At 39.9% G+C, this 19,623-nt stretch carries 15 protein-coding genes; 13 read left to right on the top strand and 2 right to left on the bottom strand.

All coding sequences use genetic code 11. The features are described from left to right. Window positions 1-288: 288 nt before the first annotated feature. Window positions 289-1,413 carry a radical SAM family heme chaperone HemW gene (gene hemW / locus NOV28_RS06430; protein ID WP_255928827.1) on the top strand — a complete coding sequence of 375 codons (1,125 nt, stop codon included), beginning with the start codon at window positions 289-291 and terminating at the stop codon, window positions 1,411-1,413. A gap of 54 nt (window positions 1,414-1,467) precedes the next feature. After that, window positions 1,468-1,935 (top strand): regulatory protein RecX, encoded by a 468-nt coding sequence (locus NOV28_RS06425; RefSeq protein ID WP_255928825.1) that lies wholly within the window; start codon window positions 1,468-1,470, stop codon window positions 1,933-1,935. 255 nt (window positions 1,936-2,190) lie between these two features. Here the strand turns inward: NOV28_RS06425 and NOV28_RS06420 are convergent, their stop codons facing one another. Next, window positions 2,191-2,451, bottom strand: a complete 261-nt coding sequence (locus NOV28_RS06420; protein ID WP_255928823.1) for a hypothetical protein — start codon at window positions 2,449-2,451, stop codon at window positions 2,191-2,193. A gap of 7 nt (window positions 2,452-2,458) precedes the next feature. Continuing rightward, entirely contained in the window at window positions 2,459-6,667 is a 4,209-nt protein-coding gene (locus NOV28_RS06415; RefSeq protein ID WP_255928821.1) for a RemA C-terminal-like gliding motility protein, read from the bottom strand. Between the two features lie 2,063 nt (window positions 6,668-8,730). On the opposite strand from NOV28_RS06415, the gene NOV28_RS06410 reads away from it, so the two are divergent. The 11 genes from NOV28_RS06410 (at window position 8,731) to NOV28_RS06360 (ending at window position 19,609) form a co-directional block, all read left to right on the top strand. Further along, window positions 8,731-9,447, top strand: a complete 717-nt coding sequence (locus tag NOV28_RS06410; RefSeq protein ID WP_255928819.1) for a polysaccharide biosynthesis/export family protein — start codon at window positions 8,731-8,733, stop codon at window positions 9,445-9,447. A gap of 4 nt (window positions 9,448-9,451) precedes the next feature. Further along, on the top strand, window positions 9,452-11,794 hold the full coding sequence (locus tag NOV28_RS06405) for a GumC family protein (RefSeq protein ID WP_255928817.1): 2,343 nt from the start codon (window positions 9,452-9,454) through the stop codon (window positions 11,792-11,794). Between the two features lie 86 nt (window positions 11,795-11,880). Continuing rightward, entirely contained in the window at window positions 11,881-13,008 is a 1,128-nt protein-coding gene (gene wecB / locus NOV28_RS06400) for a non-hydrolyzing UDP-N-acetylglucosamine 2-epimerase (protein WP_255928815.1), read from the top strand. Between the two features lie 2 nt (window positions 13,009-13,010). Continuing rightward, window positions 13,011-14,219, top strand: coding sequence for a UDP-N-acetyl-D-mannosamine dehydrogenase (gene wecC / locus NOV28_RS06395; RefSeq protein WP_255928813.1), 1,209 nt, complete (start codon window positions 13,011-13,013; stop codon window positions 14,217-14,219). Continuing rightward, the gene (locus NOV28_RS06390) at window positions 14,216-14,620 is read left to right on the top strand and encodes a sugar 3,4-ketoisomerase (protein ID WP_255928811.1); all 405 of its coding nucleotides are present in this window, start codon (window positions 14,216-14,218) and stop codon (window positions 14,618-14,620) included. Before wecC ends, NOV28_RS06390 begins: the two co-directional genes overlap by 4 nt. Continuing rightward, window positions 14,610-15,026: a sugar 3,4-ketoisomerase gene (locus tag NOV28_RS06385; protein ID WP_255928809.1), complete on the top strand. Its 417-nt coding sequence runs from the start codon at window positions 14,610-14,612 to the stop codon at window positions 15,024-15,026. The genes NOV28_RS06390 and NOV28_RS06385 overlap by 11 nt, the downstream gene beginning before the upstream one ends. Further along, complete coding sequence (locus NOV28_RS06380; RefSeq protein ID WP_255928807.1) at window positions 15,019-15,504, top strand: acyltransferase; 486 nt, start codon at window positions 15,019-15,021, stop codon at window positions 15,502-15,504. The genes NOV28_RS06385 and NOV28_RS06380 overlap by 8 nt, the downstream gene beginning before the upstream one ends. 51 nt (window positions 15,505-15,555) lie before the next feature. After that, on the top strand, window positions 15,556-16,656 hold the full coding sequence (locus NOV28_RS06375; RefSeq protein WP_255928805.1) for a DegT/DnrJ/EryC1/StrS family aminotransferase: 1,101 nt from the start codon (window positions 15,556-15,558) through the stop codon (window positions 16,654-16,656). A 7-nt stretch (window positions 16,657-16,663) separates the two neighbouring features. After that, window positions 16,664-17,248 (top strand): acyltransferase, encoded by a 585-nt coding sequence (locus NOV28_RS06370; protein ID WP_255928803.1) that lies wholly within the window; start codon window positions 16,664-16,666, stop codon window positions 17,246-17,248. Then, window positions 17,245-18,723 carry an oligosaccharide flippase family protein gene (locus tag NOV28_RS06365; RefSeq protein ID WP_255928801.1) on the top strand — a complete coding sequence of 493 codons (1,479 nt, stop codon included), beginning with the start codon at window positions 17,245-17,247 and terminating at the stop codon, window positions 18,721-18,723. Before NOV28_RS06370 ends, NOV28_RS06365 begins: the two co-directional genes overlap by 4 nt. Then, window positions 18,698-19,609: a glycosyltransferase family 2 protein gene (locus NOV28_RS06360; RefSeq protein WP_255928799.1), complete on the top strand. Its 912-nt coding sequence runs from the start codon at window positions 18,698-18,700 to the stop codon at window positions 19,607-19,609. The genes NOV28_RS06365 and NOV28_RS06360 overlap by 26 nt, the downstream gene beginning before the upstream one ends. The last annotated feature ends 14 nt before the right edge of the window (window positions 19,610-19,623 follow it).

Below are 19,623 nucleotides of genomic sequence, written 5' to 3'. Positions count from 1 at the left end.
TTCTTAGTAGTGCAAAGGCGCTTCGCTTAGCAAAGGGTTTATGAATTTTGATAGATAATAGTATTTTTGGGTTTATTGGATTTTTCATCTAAAATTTATAATCTCTAATTCACATTCCATACTTCATACATTGTACATTCTATTGTCTATCATCTATTATCTATCATCTAGTGTCTTGAATCTTGAATCTTGAATCTCGCGTCTTCTCTCTTAAAATAATTTTCTACCTTTGACGACCCGATAGCATAAAGCCTATTGTGTACTGCTTAAAGCTAAAAATCAACCAAAGTGCTCTATCTTCATATTCCTTTTTGCAAACAGAAATGTAGTTATTGTAATTTTCATTTTTCTACTTCATTGACTTTTAAAGATGAAATGTTGTCTGCGATGAAAAAGGAGATTTTTCTTCGTAAAGATGAACTCCAAAATAAGACCATAAAATCTCTTTATTTCGGTGGTGGAACGCCATCTTTATTGAAAGTGGATGAGCTGAATTCTTTGATGGATGAGGTGTTGAAGTATTTCGTATTTGACCCAGATATTGAAATCACGCTCGAAGCCAATCCTGATGATTTGGATGCGCAGTTTCTTAAAGTTTTGGCCAATTCCCCAGTGAACCGTCTTTCGATAGGGACTCAAAGTTTTTTTGATGAAGATTTAAAACTCATGAATCGAGCTCATAATGCCGGTGAAGCGGAAGATTCTATTAAAAGAGCACAGGATTTTGGGTTTGAAAATATCAGCATCGATTTGATTTACGGTTCCCCAAGTTCCAATTTTGATATTTGGAAAGAGAATCTTCGGAAAGTGATTGCGCTTTCTGTGCCTCATATTTCTTCGTATGCCCTTACGGTGGAACCCAAAACCGCTTTGAACCAATGGATTCAACAAAGAAAAGTTGCGGCACCGAAAGAGTCGGAGCAACATGAGGAGTTTTCCTATATGGTGGATTTTCTCAAAGACCATGGCTTCGATCATTACGAAATCTCGAATTTCGGGAAACCCGGTTTTCATTCCCGGCACAATTCCGCCTACTGGAAATCGCATGAATACCTAGGTATCGGTCCGTCTGCCCATTCCTACAACGGCAGCAATGAAAGAAGCTGGAATATCGCCAATAACCGTCGCTATATTGATGCATTGAATCAGAATACTTTAGCCAAGGAAAGTGAAATTCTCACTGAAAAAGAGCAGTTCAATGAAATGATGATGATTGGTCTGAGAACGATGTGGGGCGTTGATTTGCAACAAATGGAAGGCAAGTTCAATGATTACATCCAAGAAGAATTTCAAAAGAATACCGCTCCGAAACTCGATAGCGGAATCCTCATCATAGAAAATGGACACCTGAGAATACCCGAAAAGCATTGGTTTTTGGCAGATGGCATCGCTTCTGATCTTTTTATTCTTTAAATTTGTCTCTCAATTGAATGGAACGTTGAGCATTCGTCTAACTCCTGTGTCGTGATGATGGAACAGAAAAAATCCTATACTTTCCTCGAAATCAAACAGAAAATGGTCAACTATTGTGTTTACCAGGATCGTTGTCATCAGGAAGTTGCGCAGAAAATGCATGATTTTCTCCTCATCCCCGAAGCGAAAGACGAAATTCTGCTCTACTTAATGCAGGAAAATTACCTGAACGAAGAACGTTTTACCCGAAGCTACATCCGCGGAAAGTTCAACATCAAATCCTGGGGACGTAACAAAATCCGAAACCACTTGAAGTTCAAAGGTGTGCCCGAAAAGCTCATCAATAATTGTTTCGATGAAATCGATGATGCCGATTACGAAAAAACCTTAAAGAAACTCTATGAATCCTATATTTCCCGCCAATCCGGAAAAGCCTACCAAAAGAAATCCAAAACCATCAAATACCTGATGGGAAGAGGGTTTGAGTATGAGGAGATTTTGAGGGTAGCGGAGGAGGAGTGAGGGGTGATGTAATAAGTATGAGGTATGAAGAAAGAAGAAAGAGGAAAGAGAAAAGACTAGCGATCAGCGATCAGGAGTAAGCTTTAAGGAGTGCGTATTACGCCTATTGGGATTAGAAATTAAAATCTGCGAAAGCTTACCGCTTAAATCTAACCTCGTCTATTATCTATTATCTATTGTCTTGATTCTTGACTCTTGGCTCTTGCCTCTAATAAACCAAAAGAGACCCCCATTTCTGGAAGCCTCTAACTTTCTCTAACCTCTTAACCTTTTAACCCCTAACTTCCTAGCGTAGTAGGCTGTCATTGCCAAGGCAACGATGAGCAGTGCAGGAAGGTAATCATCTATTGGGGCAGGTACAGGATCTTCTCCGCCAATGCCTCCCCCTGTTCCGGGATCTGCAGCTGCAGCAGTGGTTTTATAGGTGCTTTCGGTGTCATAAAAGCGCTCACTCGATTGTGCGGAACTGAACCCGGTCAATAACAACAGCGCTGTGAGGGTGATGTATTTTTTCATAATAAGATTATTGAAGGATTAGTTTTTTCATTGGTGTTCTTCCGTTTTCCAGTTTTACTTTCACAAGTACGACTCCGGTGTATGGAACTGCGATTATTTTTTCTTTTGCCTGGGATTTATCAGAGGCAATCAGTTGACCACTCATGTTGTAGATTTCTACAGCTGTGATTTTTTCGTCCGCTTTCACATGTACATCCTTGCTGGCACTGAAAATGGTCACTTCACTTTTGGTTGTGATATCAGTACCTAACGTTCTATCGGTGTTGAACCCAAGCGTGAAACGTTTGGATTGTACCCCGGCATCAGCGTTAAAAGAATAAGCTCCGGCGGAGAGATCGGTGAGGGTTCCGGTCACGTTGTCTTTCAGGAATATTTTCTGGGAGTCGCTGAATATTCCTTCTTTTTGAAGGATGTTAATGGTGTAGGTTCCTGCTTGTGCGAAATTGGCATCGAGGCTAAAGGAATCGGTCTCGTTAAACGCTCCGTGGGCATCGATGACGAGTTTTTTATCATCGACGGTGGTGTAGAGCACATCTGCGTTGTTGTCGATCATTTTGGCATCATATCCTTGATCATATCCTGTACTCGCTGCGGTATTGAAAGCCAGTAATAACTGCGGTTTAGCCCCCGATGGAGTCTTCATTTCCAACCAGAAACGATCGTTGGTTGTTCCTTTGCTATAAGTGCCTGTTTCTGCGGTTCTTCTCATACTGTTGGTGAAAACAAAAGGATCGATGTAGGTACGGTCTACGAAGAAAGCTTGCCCAACTGGAATATAACCGTTGATAGCACCTGTAGGAACAGATCCTGCTGAGGAGTAGGTGTTATAATTGGTTCCCAAATAATTTCCATTACCATCCATGGTTGCGCTGCTATTCCAAATATAGACAGTGCCGGTAGTGTCTGGATTTCTTGTCCAAAAGTCATTTATTGAAATGGCACTTGGGTAAGGGTTTCCTAATAAAATGAAGCTGCCTCCAAGAGCAAAGTGATCGAAGTTGATGTCTCCGGAGTTGGGCACTTTTCCTTCAAACTGAGCTTGGAATACTTGAGGAGTAGTCGTAAAATCATTTGGGGTACGGATGAGGTAGCCATTCCCCGGGAGGTTGAAGGTAGCGGTGTAGGGATCAGCAACTTGGACATACCCTCCATTGTTGTAAGTATAAAAACGGTTATCTACCGTTCCTGTGGTGGATTGATTGGTTACTCCATCAGCAAGTTTTCCATAAGAGAATGCTTTGAGGGTCTGAGTGGATTCCTTCATCGGACTGCTCCAGTTGATGTAGGCTTGTCGGATGACTTCTTTAGAATCCCTTCTTACTTTAAAAGAAGAATCATTGCCGGCTGTGAATGTTCCGGTTTGTACAAAGTTGGCGTTATTGGCCACGATGATGTTTCCGTTGTTGGTCACATTGCCGGTTTTCACATAAGTGTTTACGGTAAGGTTTTTTTCTTCATTCACGGTTAAAGATTGTGATTCGAAGGCAGGACCGGAATAATCTCCGTTGATGATCGCAGGTTGAGTTGCATCCGGAGTGATGTTCCATGCGGTGCCGTTCCAGGTAGGAACCGCTAAGGTTGTAACTTCTACACTATTGCTCGCTGCAGAAGTGATTGATGCATTGACCGCTTTTACCGTGTACACATAAGGAGTATCAGCGCTGAGGCCTGTTACCTCCACAGAAGTTGCTGGTGCAGTGACGGTATAAGGGGAGCCACTATGAGGAGTGAGCTGGGAATCGGTATAGTCAATTATTACATCATCAATATATATTGTTCCTACAGCTCTGCGAAATTGAATTAATGTAGGGGCGGTGGTTGCGGTGGGTAGGGTAATGGATATTGGTGTCCATGTTGTTGCTAATTCGGTAAATGGACTTCCTGGTGCCTTCGTCCAAGTGCTTCCTCCATCGGTGGAAATATTGACTTGGACTGATCCTCCTGAGGTGCTTGATTTTACATAAAAATCTATTTTAGTTACTTTGTTGAGGGCAGGAGAAATGATATTGGAGCCAGTAGCAGATCTCAATTGCGCTGAATAACTTCCGCTGTTTCTTTCTGTTCCTCTAATGACATCAGTAATGCTCCATTGCTTACCATTTAAGGTCACATTTCCTGAGGTGTAACTAGTAGGCAAGCCGGATTCAAATCCTTCGTTCAAATTTGTGGCAACAGGATGAGATTCACTTACGTCCACAACATACGTTTCAGCTCCGGTCATGGCATTCCAGTTGGCGGTAAATCCATTCATGGAAACAAGGGTGGCTGCAATTGCGGTGGGTGAAGCGGTTGCATTGAAGTTTACTGTTAGCAATACATCTCCTGGAAATGCATTGTAATTGTCGTTTCCAGCTGCTGTTGCAGAAATGGTGGTAGTGCCGATCCCTACGATGGTTACCGTATTCCCGCTAAATGTTGCTACATTTTGGTTAGAACTGGTGTAGTTTACGGTTTGGCCGGCGTTGGTAGTAGCTGGTAAAGTAAAGGGAAGGTCATTGTTGTTTTTTATGAGATCAACAAAATCGGTAATGCTCTGATCTGCTTTGTTTATCGTTCCGGTCAGTACCGGCTGATCCAGGGTGTAGTTTGTCTGTTTTGTACCTGCTAGGGTAAAATTGGAGGTCATGGCTTTGTTCTCTCCTGCCGTGGCATCGTTAAAAGCAACGGTTCCTGTAAAACTTACGTCATCACTAGCTACCACTCCAGATAATGAACCTCCGGTATAGGTAGCAGTTGTGGTTCCATCATAGGGTTTAGGGGTAACGGCCAATCCGGTAATGCTTAGTGCTTTGGGAACTATCGTTAAAGTCTGAGCTACTGGTTCAGCAGCTTGATAATTTTCGTTTCCGGCTTGTGTTGCGGTGATCGTAGTGTTTCCGGCTCCGGTAATGGTTAAGGTGTTCCCGGAAACAGAGGCAACATTCTCATCAGAACTGGTATAAGAAATCGGGAGTCCTGAACTTGATGTAGCGCTAAGGTTGAATCCGGCATTCCCATAGGTTTGATTGGATAATGCCCCAAAGGAAATGGTTTGAGGCTGCATGGAGTAATCCAGCCATTGCGCATAAAGTGTTGTGTTGCTTCCTATACTATTGATCGTTGCTCCTGCGGCATAGGAAATACCCGATCCGTTTGCGGAGGTATTCCAACCATTAAAAGAAAATCCTGTTTTTGCTAAATCTCCGGCACCGAGAACGGTTACCGAAGTTCCGTAATGATGAGGAACAGCATCAACAGGCACTGCACCACTTGTAGCTCCGTTGCCGTTGTAGCTTACGGTATATTGGTTAATGGCAAAATTAGCCGTTACATTCAGGTTGGCTTGTACATTTACATCAATTCTTGGATTGGTGATAGACCCGTCACTCCAGTTGACAAAATGGTAGCCGGTATTGGGTATCGCAGTAATTGGTGTGCTGATCGAACCTTGCTGAACAGTTTGCGGTGAAGTTCCAACGATGGTGCCATTCGCTCCGGCGGTGTAAGTGAGAGTGAAGGAGGGGGTTGCCGGAAAAATATCAGTCCAATTACCAGCAACTCTAATTCCATCTACAATTTGTCTTTGAGTTGTATTGTATTGCCTTAGAGCAAAAGAACCCACCTTGTCTACAGTAACAGAACTGGTGCTGGAATCATAAGACTGATCCGCTGTAAGAGGTTCAGCAGATGGCAAACTGTTGAAAACATAAAGGCTTGTTTGTGAGGCCGTTTTTTTAAGGACAACTAAATAGGTATTGCCAGGAGTAATGCTAACAAAAGTAGCAGGAGCGGTAGCTGATTCTGAAATTCCAACTCCTGTACCGGTTGCATTAACAAATAACCTTGCAACAAAAGTATTTCCAATAGGATTAGGACCTAAATTTAAAAAATAACCACCTGCACTTGTGGTAGATGAAGTTTGCAACATAAAAGAAACGTACAATGCCCCTGTGCCGGAAGGCGCAAAAGTTTTGTTGACATCCTCTCCATTATTATCGATATTAGCGGCTCCTCCAATATTTGAACCGGCGTATCCCGGAAAACTTAAACCGGTGGTAACATCGATAGGTGCTGTACCAAGACTACTAGTAACTGCCCATCCGTTTGAGGTAAGTGGACTTCCGAAGGTATAATTAAAATCTTCGGTGAGAAGAACTTGTCCCCACCCCCAAAAGGAGCAGAGGAGCATAAAAAGGGCCAGGGTGGTTCTCCTGTAAAAAGGTCGTTTTTTGTTCATGTTTATTTGTTTTAAAGTTTTTAAAGATGAAAAGTTTTTCGTGGTTTCATGATGGGGATCCGCAATACAATACGCGGTCTGCAACATTATTTAAAATGTTGAATCCTCCATGAGGTCAAGGTCGAAAATAAAGGAAAGAAATGCTACCGCCGGAAAAGCGACTTATTCTATACCCGCTTTGCAGGAGTTGGGACTAGAGAGGGTTCTCTGTAAAAGTAAAGTTTTCATCATGTGTATTTATTTTTTTCAAAAATAAAAGGACTTTGCGAAATTTGCAAATATTTTAATATTAATTTAATGTTAATAGAGTAAATACGGGGTACTGTTGATGATTATGTAATATAGGAGGGGTGGTTGGGTTTTTGAGGGGTAAGAGGTTAGAAGGTTAGAAAGTTAGAAGGTTAAAAAGTTAGGAGGTTAGGAGGTTAGAGGGTTAGAAAGTTGTGATTGGGTTTTTGAGTGATTGAGTTTTTGAGTGCTGCTGTAGGCAATATGCTTTATGCTTTAAGCAATAAGCTGGGAGTAATTGAACGTTTGAGTTTTGAATCAATGGCGTCAACTCTCAACCATGAACTCTCAACTAAAATCTCTCATCTTGGTTCTTGGTTCTTGAATCTCTCCGAAAAGGTTAAAAGGTTAAAAAGTTAAAAAGTTAAGAGGTTAGAGGGTTGTGGGTAAGTTTTTGAGTGCTGCTGTAGGCAATACGCTGTACGCTTTATGCTTTCTGTGAGGAGGATTTTGGAATTTGATGATTTGAAAATGAGGGGTCGCAGATTTATTGGATTTTGCAGATTTGATTTCTAATCACTCAAAGGCATAAAGCGTACTGCATATTGCGTAATGGCGGCTCTCGCAGATTTTGGAGATTTGGCGGACTTTCGAGGGTTATTATTTCCTTACTTTTTGTCTTGACACAAAAAGTAACAAAAAAGTCAAGACTGGATCTTTTTGCTAAAAAATTAAGATTTCTTCTAAGAAAATCCCCAAAACTCGGGCGGAAAGAAAGTCTTGTTGTTAAAGCAATATTGTTGCCGCCACTCAAACAGTGGGGATTTTTATGCATTTATTATTTAGAAGATTTGTTTACGAAGAAATCTTAATTTTTCTTAACGCAAAAATCTCCTAGGTCGGAGGGATTGAGTTTTTGAAGGTTAAAAAGTTAAGAGGTGAGAAGGTTAAGAGGGTTAAAAGGTTAGAGGGTTAGAAAGTTGATTGGGGTTTTTGAGTGATTGAGTTTTTGAGTGCTGCTGTAGGCAATATGCTTTATGCTTTAAGCAATAAGCTGGGAGTAATTGAACGTTTGAGTTTTGAATCAATGGCATCAACTCTCAACCATGAACTCTCAACTAAAATCTCTCATCTTGGTTCTTGGCTCTCTCCCGAAAAACCACCCCGACCCTTCGTCTCCGACAAAGAGCCACCCCTCCGGAGGAGGGGAATATTCCGTTGTTCTAAGGGAGGTAGGATAATGATAGAATGGTCATTTTTCTTGGTTCTTTTTTCTTTCTTCTTTCTTCTTTCCTCTTTCCTCTTTCTTCTCCCGAAAAACCACCCCGACCCTTCGTCTCCGACAAAGGGCCACCCCTCCGAAAGAGGGGAATATTCCGTTGTTCTAAGGGAGGTAGGGTAATGATAGAATGGTCATTTTTCTTTCCTCTTTGTTCTTTCCTCTAAAATCTAAAATCTAGAATCTAGAATCTCAAATCTTGACTCTTGACTCTCGGTTCTTGCATCTCTCCCGAAAAAAGAAAATCCGCACTATCCTCAAAAACCCAATCACCCAATCACCCAATCACCCAATCACTCACAACCTTCTAACCCTCTAACCCTCTAACCCTCTAACCTTCTAACCTCTTAACCCTCAAAAACTCAATCACCCCTTGCGTAAAGCGTAAAGCCTACTGCGTATTGCATTTATTATATAATAGGAAGTAAACTGTTGCAGTAAAAAACTATTTTTCTATATTTGCATCTATTAATGTTTGATGATGAAAAACACGTTATATCTATTTGTTCTTTTGTTGGCGTTTTCTTCTTGTAAGCCCAAAGAAAATATGATCTATATGGAAACCGACCGGGCTGCTGCGGAAGCACAAGTAAAACAGGCGGTTTTTGAAGGAACCCATTTGCAATCCGGCGACCTACTGGATATTAAAGTCACCGCTTTTGATGAATTTGCCGTAAGACCTTTTAACCTCCATTCCATGAATCAGGTGAGTAATCCGGGCGAAGTACAAACTGGCCAAGCGGCACAAACGGCTCCACAGGGTTATCTTATCGACAATGAAGGCTATCTTTTCTTTCCGGTATTGGGGAAACTCTATGTGAAAGGGATGACGATGGCGCAATTGAGGGCGGATTTGGAAGAGCGTTTGCATGCTTATCTTTCCGATCCATTGGTGTCGATCCGACAGCTTAATTTCAATGTTACGGTATTGGGTGAAGTGAAAAAGCCGGGGCAATATACCAGTGCATCCGATAAGGTGACGCTTCTTCAGGCCTTAGGAATGGCAGGGGATATGACCGATTACGGAGACCGGACTAACGTAAAACTCGTGAGAAACGAGAATGGAACCGATCAAACGATCGTTATTGATTTTACCGATAAGAACATTACCTCTTCTCCTTATTATTATATGCAGCAGAATGATGTGCTGTATGTAGAGCCAGATGTTATTAAAAGAAAATCGGCGAATGTTGATCCGAACCGAAACCTGGCCTTCCAGATTGGTGGGGTGGTTCTTGGGGTAGCTTCTTTACTAATTACGATATTAAGATAATTCAATGGAATTTACAGAAAATAGCCTTAACCAGCGCGATGGTGGGCAAATCAAAAGGCAGATTCAAAGATATGTCCGTTGGTGGCCTTTGTTTTTAGGTTGCATGATTTTGGCTTTAGTAGGAGCATGGATTTACTTGCGCTATGCAACCCCTCAATATATGAGTAAGGCCTCGCTATATATAAAAAGTGCAGATGGCAAATCCGGTGGTTCTATGGGACTGCAGGATTTTCAGAACATGGCATTGCCTTCAGGATTGACATCGAATGAAGTGGATAATGAAGTATCGGTGGTTAAATCCAAACCCTTGATTTTGCAGGTGGTGAAAACATTAGGTTTGGAAGTTAAAACGATTAATGAAGGCAATGTTAAAGAGGTTGAATTGTATGAAGCGAGTCCTGTAAAAGGCAGTATCCTTTCCTTGGTGAACCCTCGGGGTTTTAAATCTTTTACCTATACTCTTTCTCCGTTAGGAGCTGATCAATTTAAGCTTAAAGGGGCTCACCAAGAACTTTCCGGGACGTATGGGATTCCTATAAAAGCTCCTTTTGGAACTTTTGTATTGAACAGAAACCCAGGTACTACTTTCGACAAACCCCTTACCCTTCAATTGACCAATCCGAGAATTGTTGCCGATCAAATTGAAGCGTCTCTGACGGTTGTTATTCCTCAGAAGAAGTCGAGCATTATGGAACTGTCGCGCATTGGAACCAATCCTATTCGATCGGAAGATATCCTCAATGAACTGATTAAAAAGTACAACCTCGATGCGATTAAAGACAAAAATGCGGAGGCGATGAACACCGCTGCGTTTATTGATGATAGACTCCGGTTGATTACCGGTGAATTGGGCGGTATTGAAAACCAGAAGGAAAACTTTAAGCAAGAAAATAAAATTGCTGATCTCCAGGCACAGGCACAACTCAGTATGCAGAATGCCAATGAGAATACCAAGAAGATGATGGAGATCGGAACCCAACTCGAGATGGTGGATTCGGTTCTCAGGATTGCCAATTCCTCAGCCAATGACCAGTTGCTGCCAACCAATGTCGGGATGCCGGCAGGTCTCGATCAAGTCATCAATGAATACAACCAATTGGTGCTGACGCGAAACCGTACGCTGAGACAAGCAACGCCTTCCAACCCGGCGGTACAGCAATTCAACCGCGATATTGCTTCAATGCGTGAGTTGATTCGCGATAATCTGAGAAAATCACGTACCACGTTGCAGATTTCGATGAGCCAGGTGCAGGAAGAAATTAACAAATCAGGTTCCAGCCTGAGCAAATTTCCTCAACAGGAAAAGATCTTCCGAAGCATTGAAAGACAACAGAATTTGAAAGAGGCCCTATTCCTTTATCTTTTGCAAAAAAGAGAAGAGACCTCTATTGCTTTATCGGTGAACACTCCGAAAGCTAAAATTGTCAATCCGGCTTATACCCTTTCAGAACCGGTAGCCCCTAAGAAAAATATCGTTTATTTGACAGCCGTCCTTTTGGGATTGTTGCTGCCTGGAGCGTTCCTGTATACGAAATTCTCCCTTGATACTTATGTACACAGCCGCCGTCAGATTCGGGAGGCTTTGCCGGATATTCCGGTGGTGGGAGAGATTCCCAATGGCGGAGAAGGTGAAGAAGCCGTGGTTAGAACCAACGATTTCTCTTCATTTGCCGAATCGTTCCGGATTATGCTGACCAACCTGAAGTTTGTCATTAAACCGCCTGTGCCGGGGCAGGCTTCTGTCCTATTGGTTTCTTCATCGATTAAAGGAGAAGGGAAAACGACGATCAGTGTGAATACGGCGCTGACTTTAGCGCAAAACCGGAAGGTCTTGTTGGTGGGAGCCGATATCCGAAACCCTCAGTTCAAGAGGTTTATGAATCTTTCCTCTACCGGTTTATCCGATTACTTGGCCTCAGGAACTGCTGAAATCGAGCACTTTATTGAACCTTCTAAGTTGAATGCTAATTTGGAGGTGATTCCAAGTGGAAGCATTGCGCCGAACCCTACGGAACTTTTGGCGAGTCCAAGATTTGAGAAGATGTTGGAGGAGCTGAAACCTCACTACGATTATATTGTGATCGATACGGCACCGATGCTGATGGTGAGCGATTCCTTTAATTTGCTCGGGTATATGGATTTGTTGCTGTATGTGATGCGGGCAGAACATACCGATAAAGACATGATGGAATTTGCCGAGCAAATCCAAAGAGAAAATGCCAAAGGGAAATTTGCCATCGTGCTGAATGATGTTCGCAATATCAATTTGAGTTACGGCAATAAATATGGATACGGCTATTATACCGAAGGTCCGAAAAAGAGAAAATGGTATGAAGTATTTGGTTAACCTTATATAGTACTTTTTCTTAGCTCATAAAGGAATAATTATAGGAATGAAACAAAGCATTCCAGGAATGAAAAATTACAATAGAGATGCAGACTACAAAACATCTGATTATTTTTGGAACCCGTCCTGAAGCTATAAAGATGGCTCCGCTGGTGAAAGAATTTCAGAAGCATGCTAAGTTTGAGACCAAAGTCTGTGTAACTGCGCAACACAGAGAAATGCTCGATCAGGTGTTGGAGTTTTTTGAAATCCAACCTGATTATGATTTGGATTTGATGAAACCGAATCAGAATTTATATACTTTGACTGCTGATTTGATAACAGGACTCCAACCGGTGCTGGAAGATTTTAAGCCTGACTATGTGTATGTCCATGGTGATACCACCACTTCTTCAGTTGCGGCATTAGCAGCATTTTATGCCGGTGCGAAAGTGTGCCATGTAGAGGCGGGGCTTAGAACCCATGATAAATGGTCTCCCTTTCCAGAGGAAATGAACCGACAGTTGACCGGACGTATCGCAGATTATCATTTTGCTCCTACCCTTCAGTCCGAAGCAAATCTTCTCGCTGAAAATATCAAGGCCGACAACATCCTTGTTACCGGAAATACGGTCATTGATGCATTGTTATACAGCAGTGGAAAAGTAGATTCTATTCAAAATCAAGAAATTGAAGCCTTGAGAAACTTGGTAGATCCTGAAAGGAAATTGATTCTCGTTACCGGACATCGTAGAGAAAATCATGGACAAGGCTTTATTAATATCTGTGAGGCATTAAAGGAAATTGCGATTTCAAATCCAGATGTTCAAATCGTATATCCAGTTCATTTAAATCCTAATGTAAAGGGACCCGTTTATGAAATACTATCAGATGTAGATAATATCAAGTTAATAAATCCATTAGCTTATCCTGCTTTTGTGTGGTTAATGACCCAGTCTTATATGATTATTACTGATTCTGGAGGAGTGCAGGAAGAAGCTCCAAGCTTAGGAAAACCGGTACTTGTAATGCGTGATACCACAGAGAGACCCGAAGCGGTTAAGGCAGGAACTGTTATCTTGGTAGGAACTGACAAAAATAGAATTGTTGCAGAAGCACAAAGCTTGCTTTCAGATGTTGAAAGATATCAAAATATGTCTGCTTTGCATAATCCGTACGGAGACGGACTTGCTTGCGAAAAAATCGTCAATTTCATTAAGTCACAAAATATATAAGAATGAGTTCAAAAGTAGTAACAATAGGATTAGGATATATAGGACTACCTACCTCAGCATTGATAGCCAACAACAAAATTTCGGTACATGGGGTGGATATTTCACAACATGTGGTAGATACTATTAATTCAGGTAAAATCCATATTGTAGAGCCAGATCTTGACATTGCTGTTGCTAAAGCAGTAAAAGAAGGTTTTTTAAAAGCTGATATTCAACCAATTGTAGCTGATACATATCTTATTGTAGTCCCTACGCCTTTTAAAGGAAATCATGAACCCGATATTTCTTATGTACAGGCCGCTACGGAGGCGATTGTACCATTGTTGAAAGAAGGGGATCTATATATTATCGAATCCACTTCGCCGGTAGGAACCACCGAAAAAATGCAGAATTTTATTTTTTCCAAAAGACCGGAATTGAAAGGTCACATCTTTTTGGCGTATTGTCCGGAAAGGGTATTACCGGGGAATGTGATGTACGAATTGGTTCACAATGATCGGGTAATTGGTGGCGTTGATGAAGCTTCTACCGCGAAAGCGCTGGCCTTTTACGGACAGTTTGTAAAAGGAGAGCTTCATGCTACGAATGCGCGTACCGCAGAGATGTGTAAACTGACGGAAAATGCATCAAGGGATTCACAAATTGCTTTTGCCAATGAACTCTCTTTAATCTGTGATAAAGCAGGTATCAATGTTTGGGAATTGATCCAATTGGCTAACAAACATCCAAGGGTAAATATATTGCAACCAGGTTGTGGGGTGGGAGGACATTGTATTGCAGTAGATCCTTATTTCCTAACCGCAGATTTTCCAATGGAATCGCGAATGATTGCGCAAGCAAGAGAAACCAATAACTATAAATCTTTTTGGTGTGCCGATAAGATCCGAGAAGCAAGAAAAGATTTCAAACTAAAAAACAACCGCGAACCCACGATTGCACTAATGGGACTGGCTTTCAAACCCAATATTGATGACCTGCGCGAGTCGCCAGCTAAATATATTGTTCAACGTGTATTACAAGATGCTAATGATGAAGAGTATTTTATCGCGGAACCCAATATCAAAGAACATAATATCTTTAAACTGACTGACTATCAAGAAGCGGTAGAAAAAGCTGATATCGTTGCTTTTTTGGTAGCGCATGATGAGTTTAAATGTTTAGTGATAAACAATAGTAAAATAGTGTTAGACTTTTGTGGAATAAAAAAATGAAAAAACCAGAACTGATAAACCTTCCCAAAATAGTAGATCCCAGAGGAAATCTCTCTTTTTTTGAAAGTCCAAGACAGCTTCCTTTTGAAATTGCTCGGACTTATTGGATTTATAATGTTCCCGGTGGCGAAAATCGCGGAAGTCATGCGTTTAAAGAACAGCAGGAATTTATTATTGCACTTTCCGGAAGCTTTGATATTGTCCTTCATGATGGTAGCGAAGAAGTCAAGTTTTCGTTGAACCGATCGTATTATGGACTTTTTATCCCTAGACTGTACTGGAGAAGATTGGAGAACTTTTCCACCAATGCATTAGCATTAATCGTATCTGATAAACATTTTGACGAGAAAGATTATATCCGAGATTTTGAAAAATTTAAAAAGTTGCGTAATGAGCAATAAATCTATATTTGACTGTTCAGTTATTGATCTCGGCAAAATTCATTTTGCGGAAGGAAATCTTACAGTTGTTGAAAATAATTCTGCTTTTCCTTTTGATGTGAAAAGAGTATTTTATCTTTATGATATTGCAGGAGGTGAGAGCAGAGGCGCGCATGCCCATAAAGAATGTCATCAATTTCTTATTGCTGCAAGTGGTAGTTTTGAAGTGAGTCTTGATGATGGAACTTATCAAAGACAAGTGTTCCTCAATCGTCCCAATATGGGATTGCATATACCACCCGGAGTATGGGCGTCAGAAATTAATTTTTCTTCCGGAGCGATTTGTTTGGTGTTAGCTTCCCACTCATATAACGAAAGTGATTATCTTAGAAATTACGAAGACTTTTTAAATTTCAGAAATGGCTAAAATACATCCCCTTGCCGATGTTCAAACAGAGCAAATTGGCGAAAGCACCTTCGTTTGGCAATTCTGCGTGATTTTAAAAGATGCGGTAATTGGCGATAATTGTAATATCAATTGTCATGTATTGATAGAGAATGATGTGAAAATTGGCAATAATGTTACCATTAAACCGGGTGTACAGATTTGGGACGGAGTAAAATTGGAAGACAATGTGTTTATAGGACCTAATGTCACTTTTACTAATGATTTAGTGCCGCGATCAAAACAATATCCTGAAGCTTTTGCAAAAACCTTAGTAAAGAAAGGAGCATCCATAGGAGCTAATGCAACCATTGTTGCCGGAAATACAATAGGAGAAAATGCATTAATTGGTGCAGGAAGTGTAGTAACCAAGGATGTTCCCGCCAATACAGTTTGGTTTGGTAATCCTGCAAAACAAAAAGGGATTATTTCCCCTGATGGGAAAATTACCTATTATTAATTAAGTCTAAAATGGAATCATTTTTTTGATTGAAAATCAACCGATAATTATATGATTAAATTCCTCGACCTTCAGAAAATCAATCTTGCACACCAGCAGGAAATTGAAGAAAAATTATTGCAGACTTTCCGTTCCGGTTGGTATCTCATGGGAAATGAAGTGAAAGCTTTTGAAGAGCAACTAGCTGTCTATATCGGAGCAAAGCAAGCGATTGGGGTAGCCAATGGTTTGGATGCACTTCGTCTTATCCTACGAGGTTATATTGAAATGGGCATCATGCAAAAAGGAGATGAAATTCTTGTTCCTGCAAATACTTATATAGCTTCTATCCTGGCAATTTCAGATAATGGGTTGGTGCCGGTTTTGGTAGAGCCTGACCTCAGTACATATAATATTGATATTGCAAAAATTGAAGAGAAAATTACCTCCAAAACCAAAGGGATTTTAATCGTTCACTTGTATGGACGAGTGGTGTTCTCTGAAACATTAAAAAACCGTGCAACAGCGCATGGCTTAAAAATCATTGAAGACAATGCACAAGCCATTGGCGCGGAATGGAACGGCGTAAAAACTGGAAATTTAGGAGATGCAGCGGGTTTCAGCTTCTATCCGGGCAAAAACCTTGGAGCGCTAGGAGATGCAGGAGGTGTGTCCACCAATGATGAGGAATTAGCAAAAACGATTCGGGCTTTGGCGAATTATGGTTCCAACCAAAAATATGTCAATATTTATCAAGGACTTAATTCAAGGTTAGATGAAATTCAGGCAGCGGTATTGGGCGTTAAATTGAAATACATTGATGCTGAAAATAACCGAAGAAGAGAAATCGCAAAACGCTACATTGTGGAAATCAAAAATCCGAATATCATTCTTCCAGAAAATCCCGAAAGCGAAGCAGAGCATGTGTGGCATGTGTTTATCATCCGAACTGACGAACGTGAAAAGCTACAAAATTACTTAACGGAAAACGGGGTACAGACTTTAATTCATTATCCGATTCCGCCCCACAAGCAAGAAGCATACAAAGAATGGAACAATTTATCTTTCCCTATTTCGGAAAAGATCCATGAAGAAGTATTGAGCTTGCCAATAAGTCCGGTGATGACTAGTGAAGAAGTGCAGAAAGTAATTCATCTGCTTAACAAATTTTAATATTCATATGAAATCCTATCTTTTGTTAATCCATTTTAAACTACATTCATCATTTAGCAGGTGGAAGTATTTTATTTATCCTAATCTTTTTTCGAGGGCAAAATACTCTTGCGCCACTAATCCAATTTATCAACAGAAAACAGAGATTACCGGTGTTGGACGGATAACGATTGGGAAAAACTGTGGCTTTGGATATAGAATCGGAGGGTTTTGGAGAAATGGAAGTATTGAATTTCAAGCGCGCTATAAGGATGCAGAAATTATTATTGGAGATAATGTATTCACAAACAACAATATTTTCATCTGTGCAGCAAATAAAATTAGTATTGGAAGTCATACGCGCATAGGACAAGGAATAATGATTACAGATTTTGAAGCACACGGAACCGATCCCGAAAATAGAAATAAAGTTGGAGAAATTGGGACGGTGGATATTGGGGAAAATGTATGGATAGGAAATAATGTTACTATCCTGAAAAATTCTAAGGTTGGAAAAAATACTATTATTGGTACGGGAGCTATAGTAAATGGAGTTTTTCCCGAAAATGTACTTATTGGTGGTGTACCGGCGAAAATTCTAAAATCATTGTGAAGGAATCTAAATCATCATATAAAGAAATTGTAAAAGCAACTTCCATTTTCGGAGGGGTACAACTGCTTAATATTGTAATTCAATTACTTCGCTCAAAAGGAGTCGCAGTACTGCTAGGTCCAACTGGAATAGGATTGATGGGATTATTTAATTCTACTCTTTCACTAGTAGCTTCTGCAACAAATTTTGGCTTGGCTTCTAGCGCTGTAAGAAGTATTTCAGAATCAAATAATTCTCAAAATAATTTTGAAATTAAAGAGACAATATCTGTTGTTCGGAAACTTATCTGGATAACAGGAACATTTGGATTTGTAGTCACCATTATATTATCTCCATTGTTAAGCAATCTGACCTTTGGAAACTATGATTACACCCTGCCATTTGTTGCTTTATCTATAACTTTATTGGTGAATCAAATAACAGTGGGGCAGTTGGTTTTAATGCAGGGTCTGAGGGAGATTACATTGTTAGCAAAAGCGGGAATTTATTCCTCTGTTTTGGGATTGGTGATTTCTTTACCTCTATACTATCTTTTTGGAACTGACAGTATAGTGCCTGCCATTATTCTTTCTTCTTTTGCCGCATTAATCGTTCAGTACTATTTCGCCAGAAAACTAAATTTTACTACAGCTGCTGTCTCATTAAAGCTGGCATTTCAGAAGGGAAGACCCATGTTAAAACTTGGTTTTATCCTCAGCCTCAGCAGTTTTATTACTATAGGTACTTCTTACATTGTCAGAATTTATATTTCCAATATAGGTGGAATCGCTGAAGTAGGGTTTTATAATGCTGGTTTCGCAATTATCAACACATATGTAGGGATGGTCTTTTCTGCTATGCTTACTGACTATTACCCTCGTCTAGCGGAAGTGAACAAAGACCAAAATAAGTGCAATGAATTAATTAATCAGCAGATCGAAATAGCAGTGTATATCTTATCTCCATTAATCTGTATTTTTCTAATTTTTATCAATTGGATTGTGATTGCATTATATTCGAGTAAATTTTTACCAATAACTGATATGATACATTGGGGAATCATGGCCATTTATTTCCAATCTTTGAGCTGGGCTATCGGGTTACTACTTTTAGTGAAAGGAAATTCCAGACATTATTTTTGGAACGAATTTATTGCAAATTTATACTTACTAGGTCTTAATGTTTTAGGATATTATTATTTTGGTCTTAAGGGACTTGGGATAAGTTTTTTAATAGGGTATATTTTGCATTTTTTACAGATATATTTTTTTGCTAAAAAGTGTTACGGCTTCAAACTTGAAAGAAATAATATACAAACCTTTATCATCAATTTGTCCGTTGGGATACTTTGCTTTGTTTTATCGGTAAGACTTGGAGACCAACTTGTATACCTAATTGGAACTCCTATTATCGTTGCTATAACTATTTTTTCGTTTTACAAGGTAAATAAGAGAATTGGTTTACTTGAAATTGTTAAAAGTAAATTTAAAAAATAAAAAGTTGAAGAGAAAAGTTTCAGTAGGAATCCTAACCTATAACCATGAATTGTTTATTGCGAGATCATTGCACAGTGTTCTCGCATTGAAGTATGAAAATCTTGAGATCTTAATTTCTGATGACTGCTCTACGGATAAAACCTACAAGATTGTTGAAGATATCGTTTTATCTACGAAAACCATTCATACTGTTGTTATGAATCGCAATACTGTGAATGTGGGATTAGCAGGAAACTTCAATAAAACATTTCGCGACTTAGCAACTGGGGACTTCTTAATTACTTTGGGTGGCGACGATATGATAAAATTGGATTATATAGAATTGGCTCTTAAGCATTTTGAAGAAGAAAATGTGATGCTGCTTGACTTTAACGGAACCATTGTTAACGAAATGGATGAGGTAAAAGGGATAGCAAGCCATCTTATAGGTTACCGTAAATTGTTCTCTTTGGACGATTATATAAATCTTCGACCCATAAGTACATTTGCTCCTGGCAGAATGATAAGGAAGGAGTTGGTACAGTCTTTCCACCCAATAGCTAAGCAATGCCCAACGGAGGATTCAATTTTAGTACTCCGGGCACTATTATTAGGGAAAGCTCTGCGACTAAATGAAAATTTTATCTTTTACAGACGGCATCAATCTAATGTATCTACGCCTAGTAACCTGATGAAAATGTCACATATCCAGATAATTTTGCAATATCTTAAAGATGTTCAGTACGCATTAGAAATAGGAATTATTTCTGAGAGGCAGTTTAAAAAATTATTAAATATAATTACTTATGAGTTAAAGAGAAGGGAACTTCAATATTCTCCTGTTAATCGATATGTGAAGAGATTAAAACTCATTGCATTACGATTGGTAGTAAAAATGAGGTTTTAATTTTCATAACTCTG

It is taken from the genome of Kaistella montana, from assembly GCF_024436175.1.
GTDB classification, from domain to species: domain Bacteria; phylum Bacteroidota; class Bacteroidia; order Flavobacteriales; family Weeksellaceae; genus Kaistella; species Kaistella montana.
Note: the sequence above shows the minus strand (reverse complement) of the source record. Positions and strands in the feature narration are given on the sequence as shown.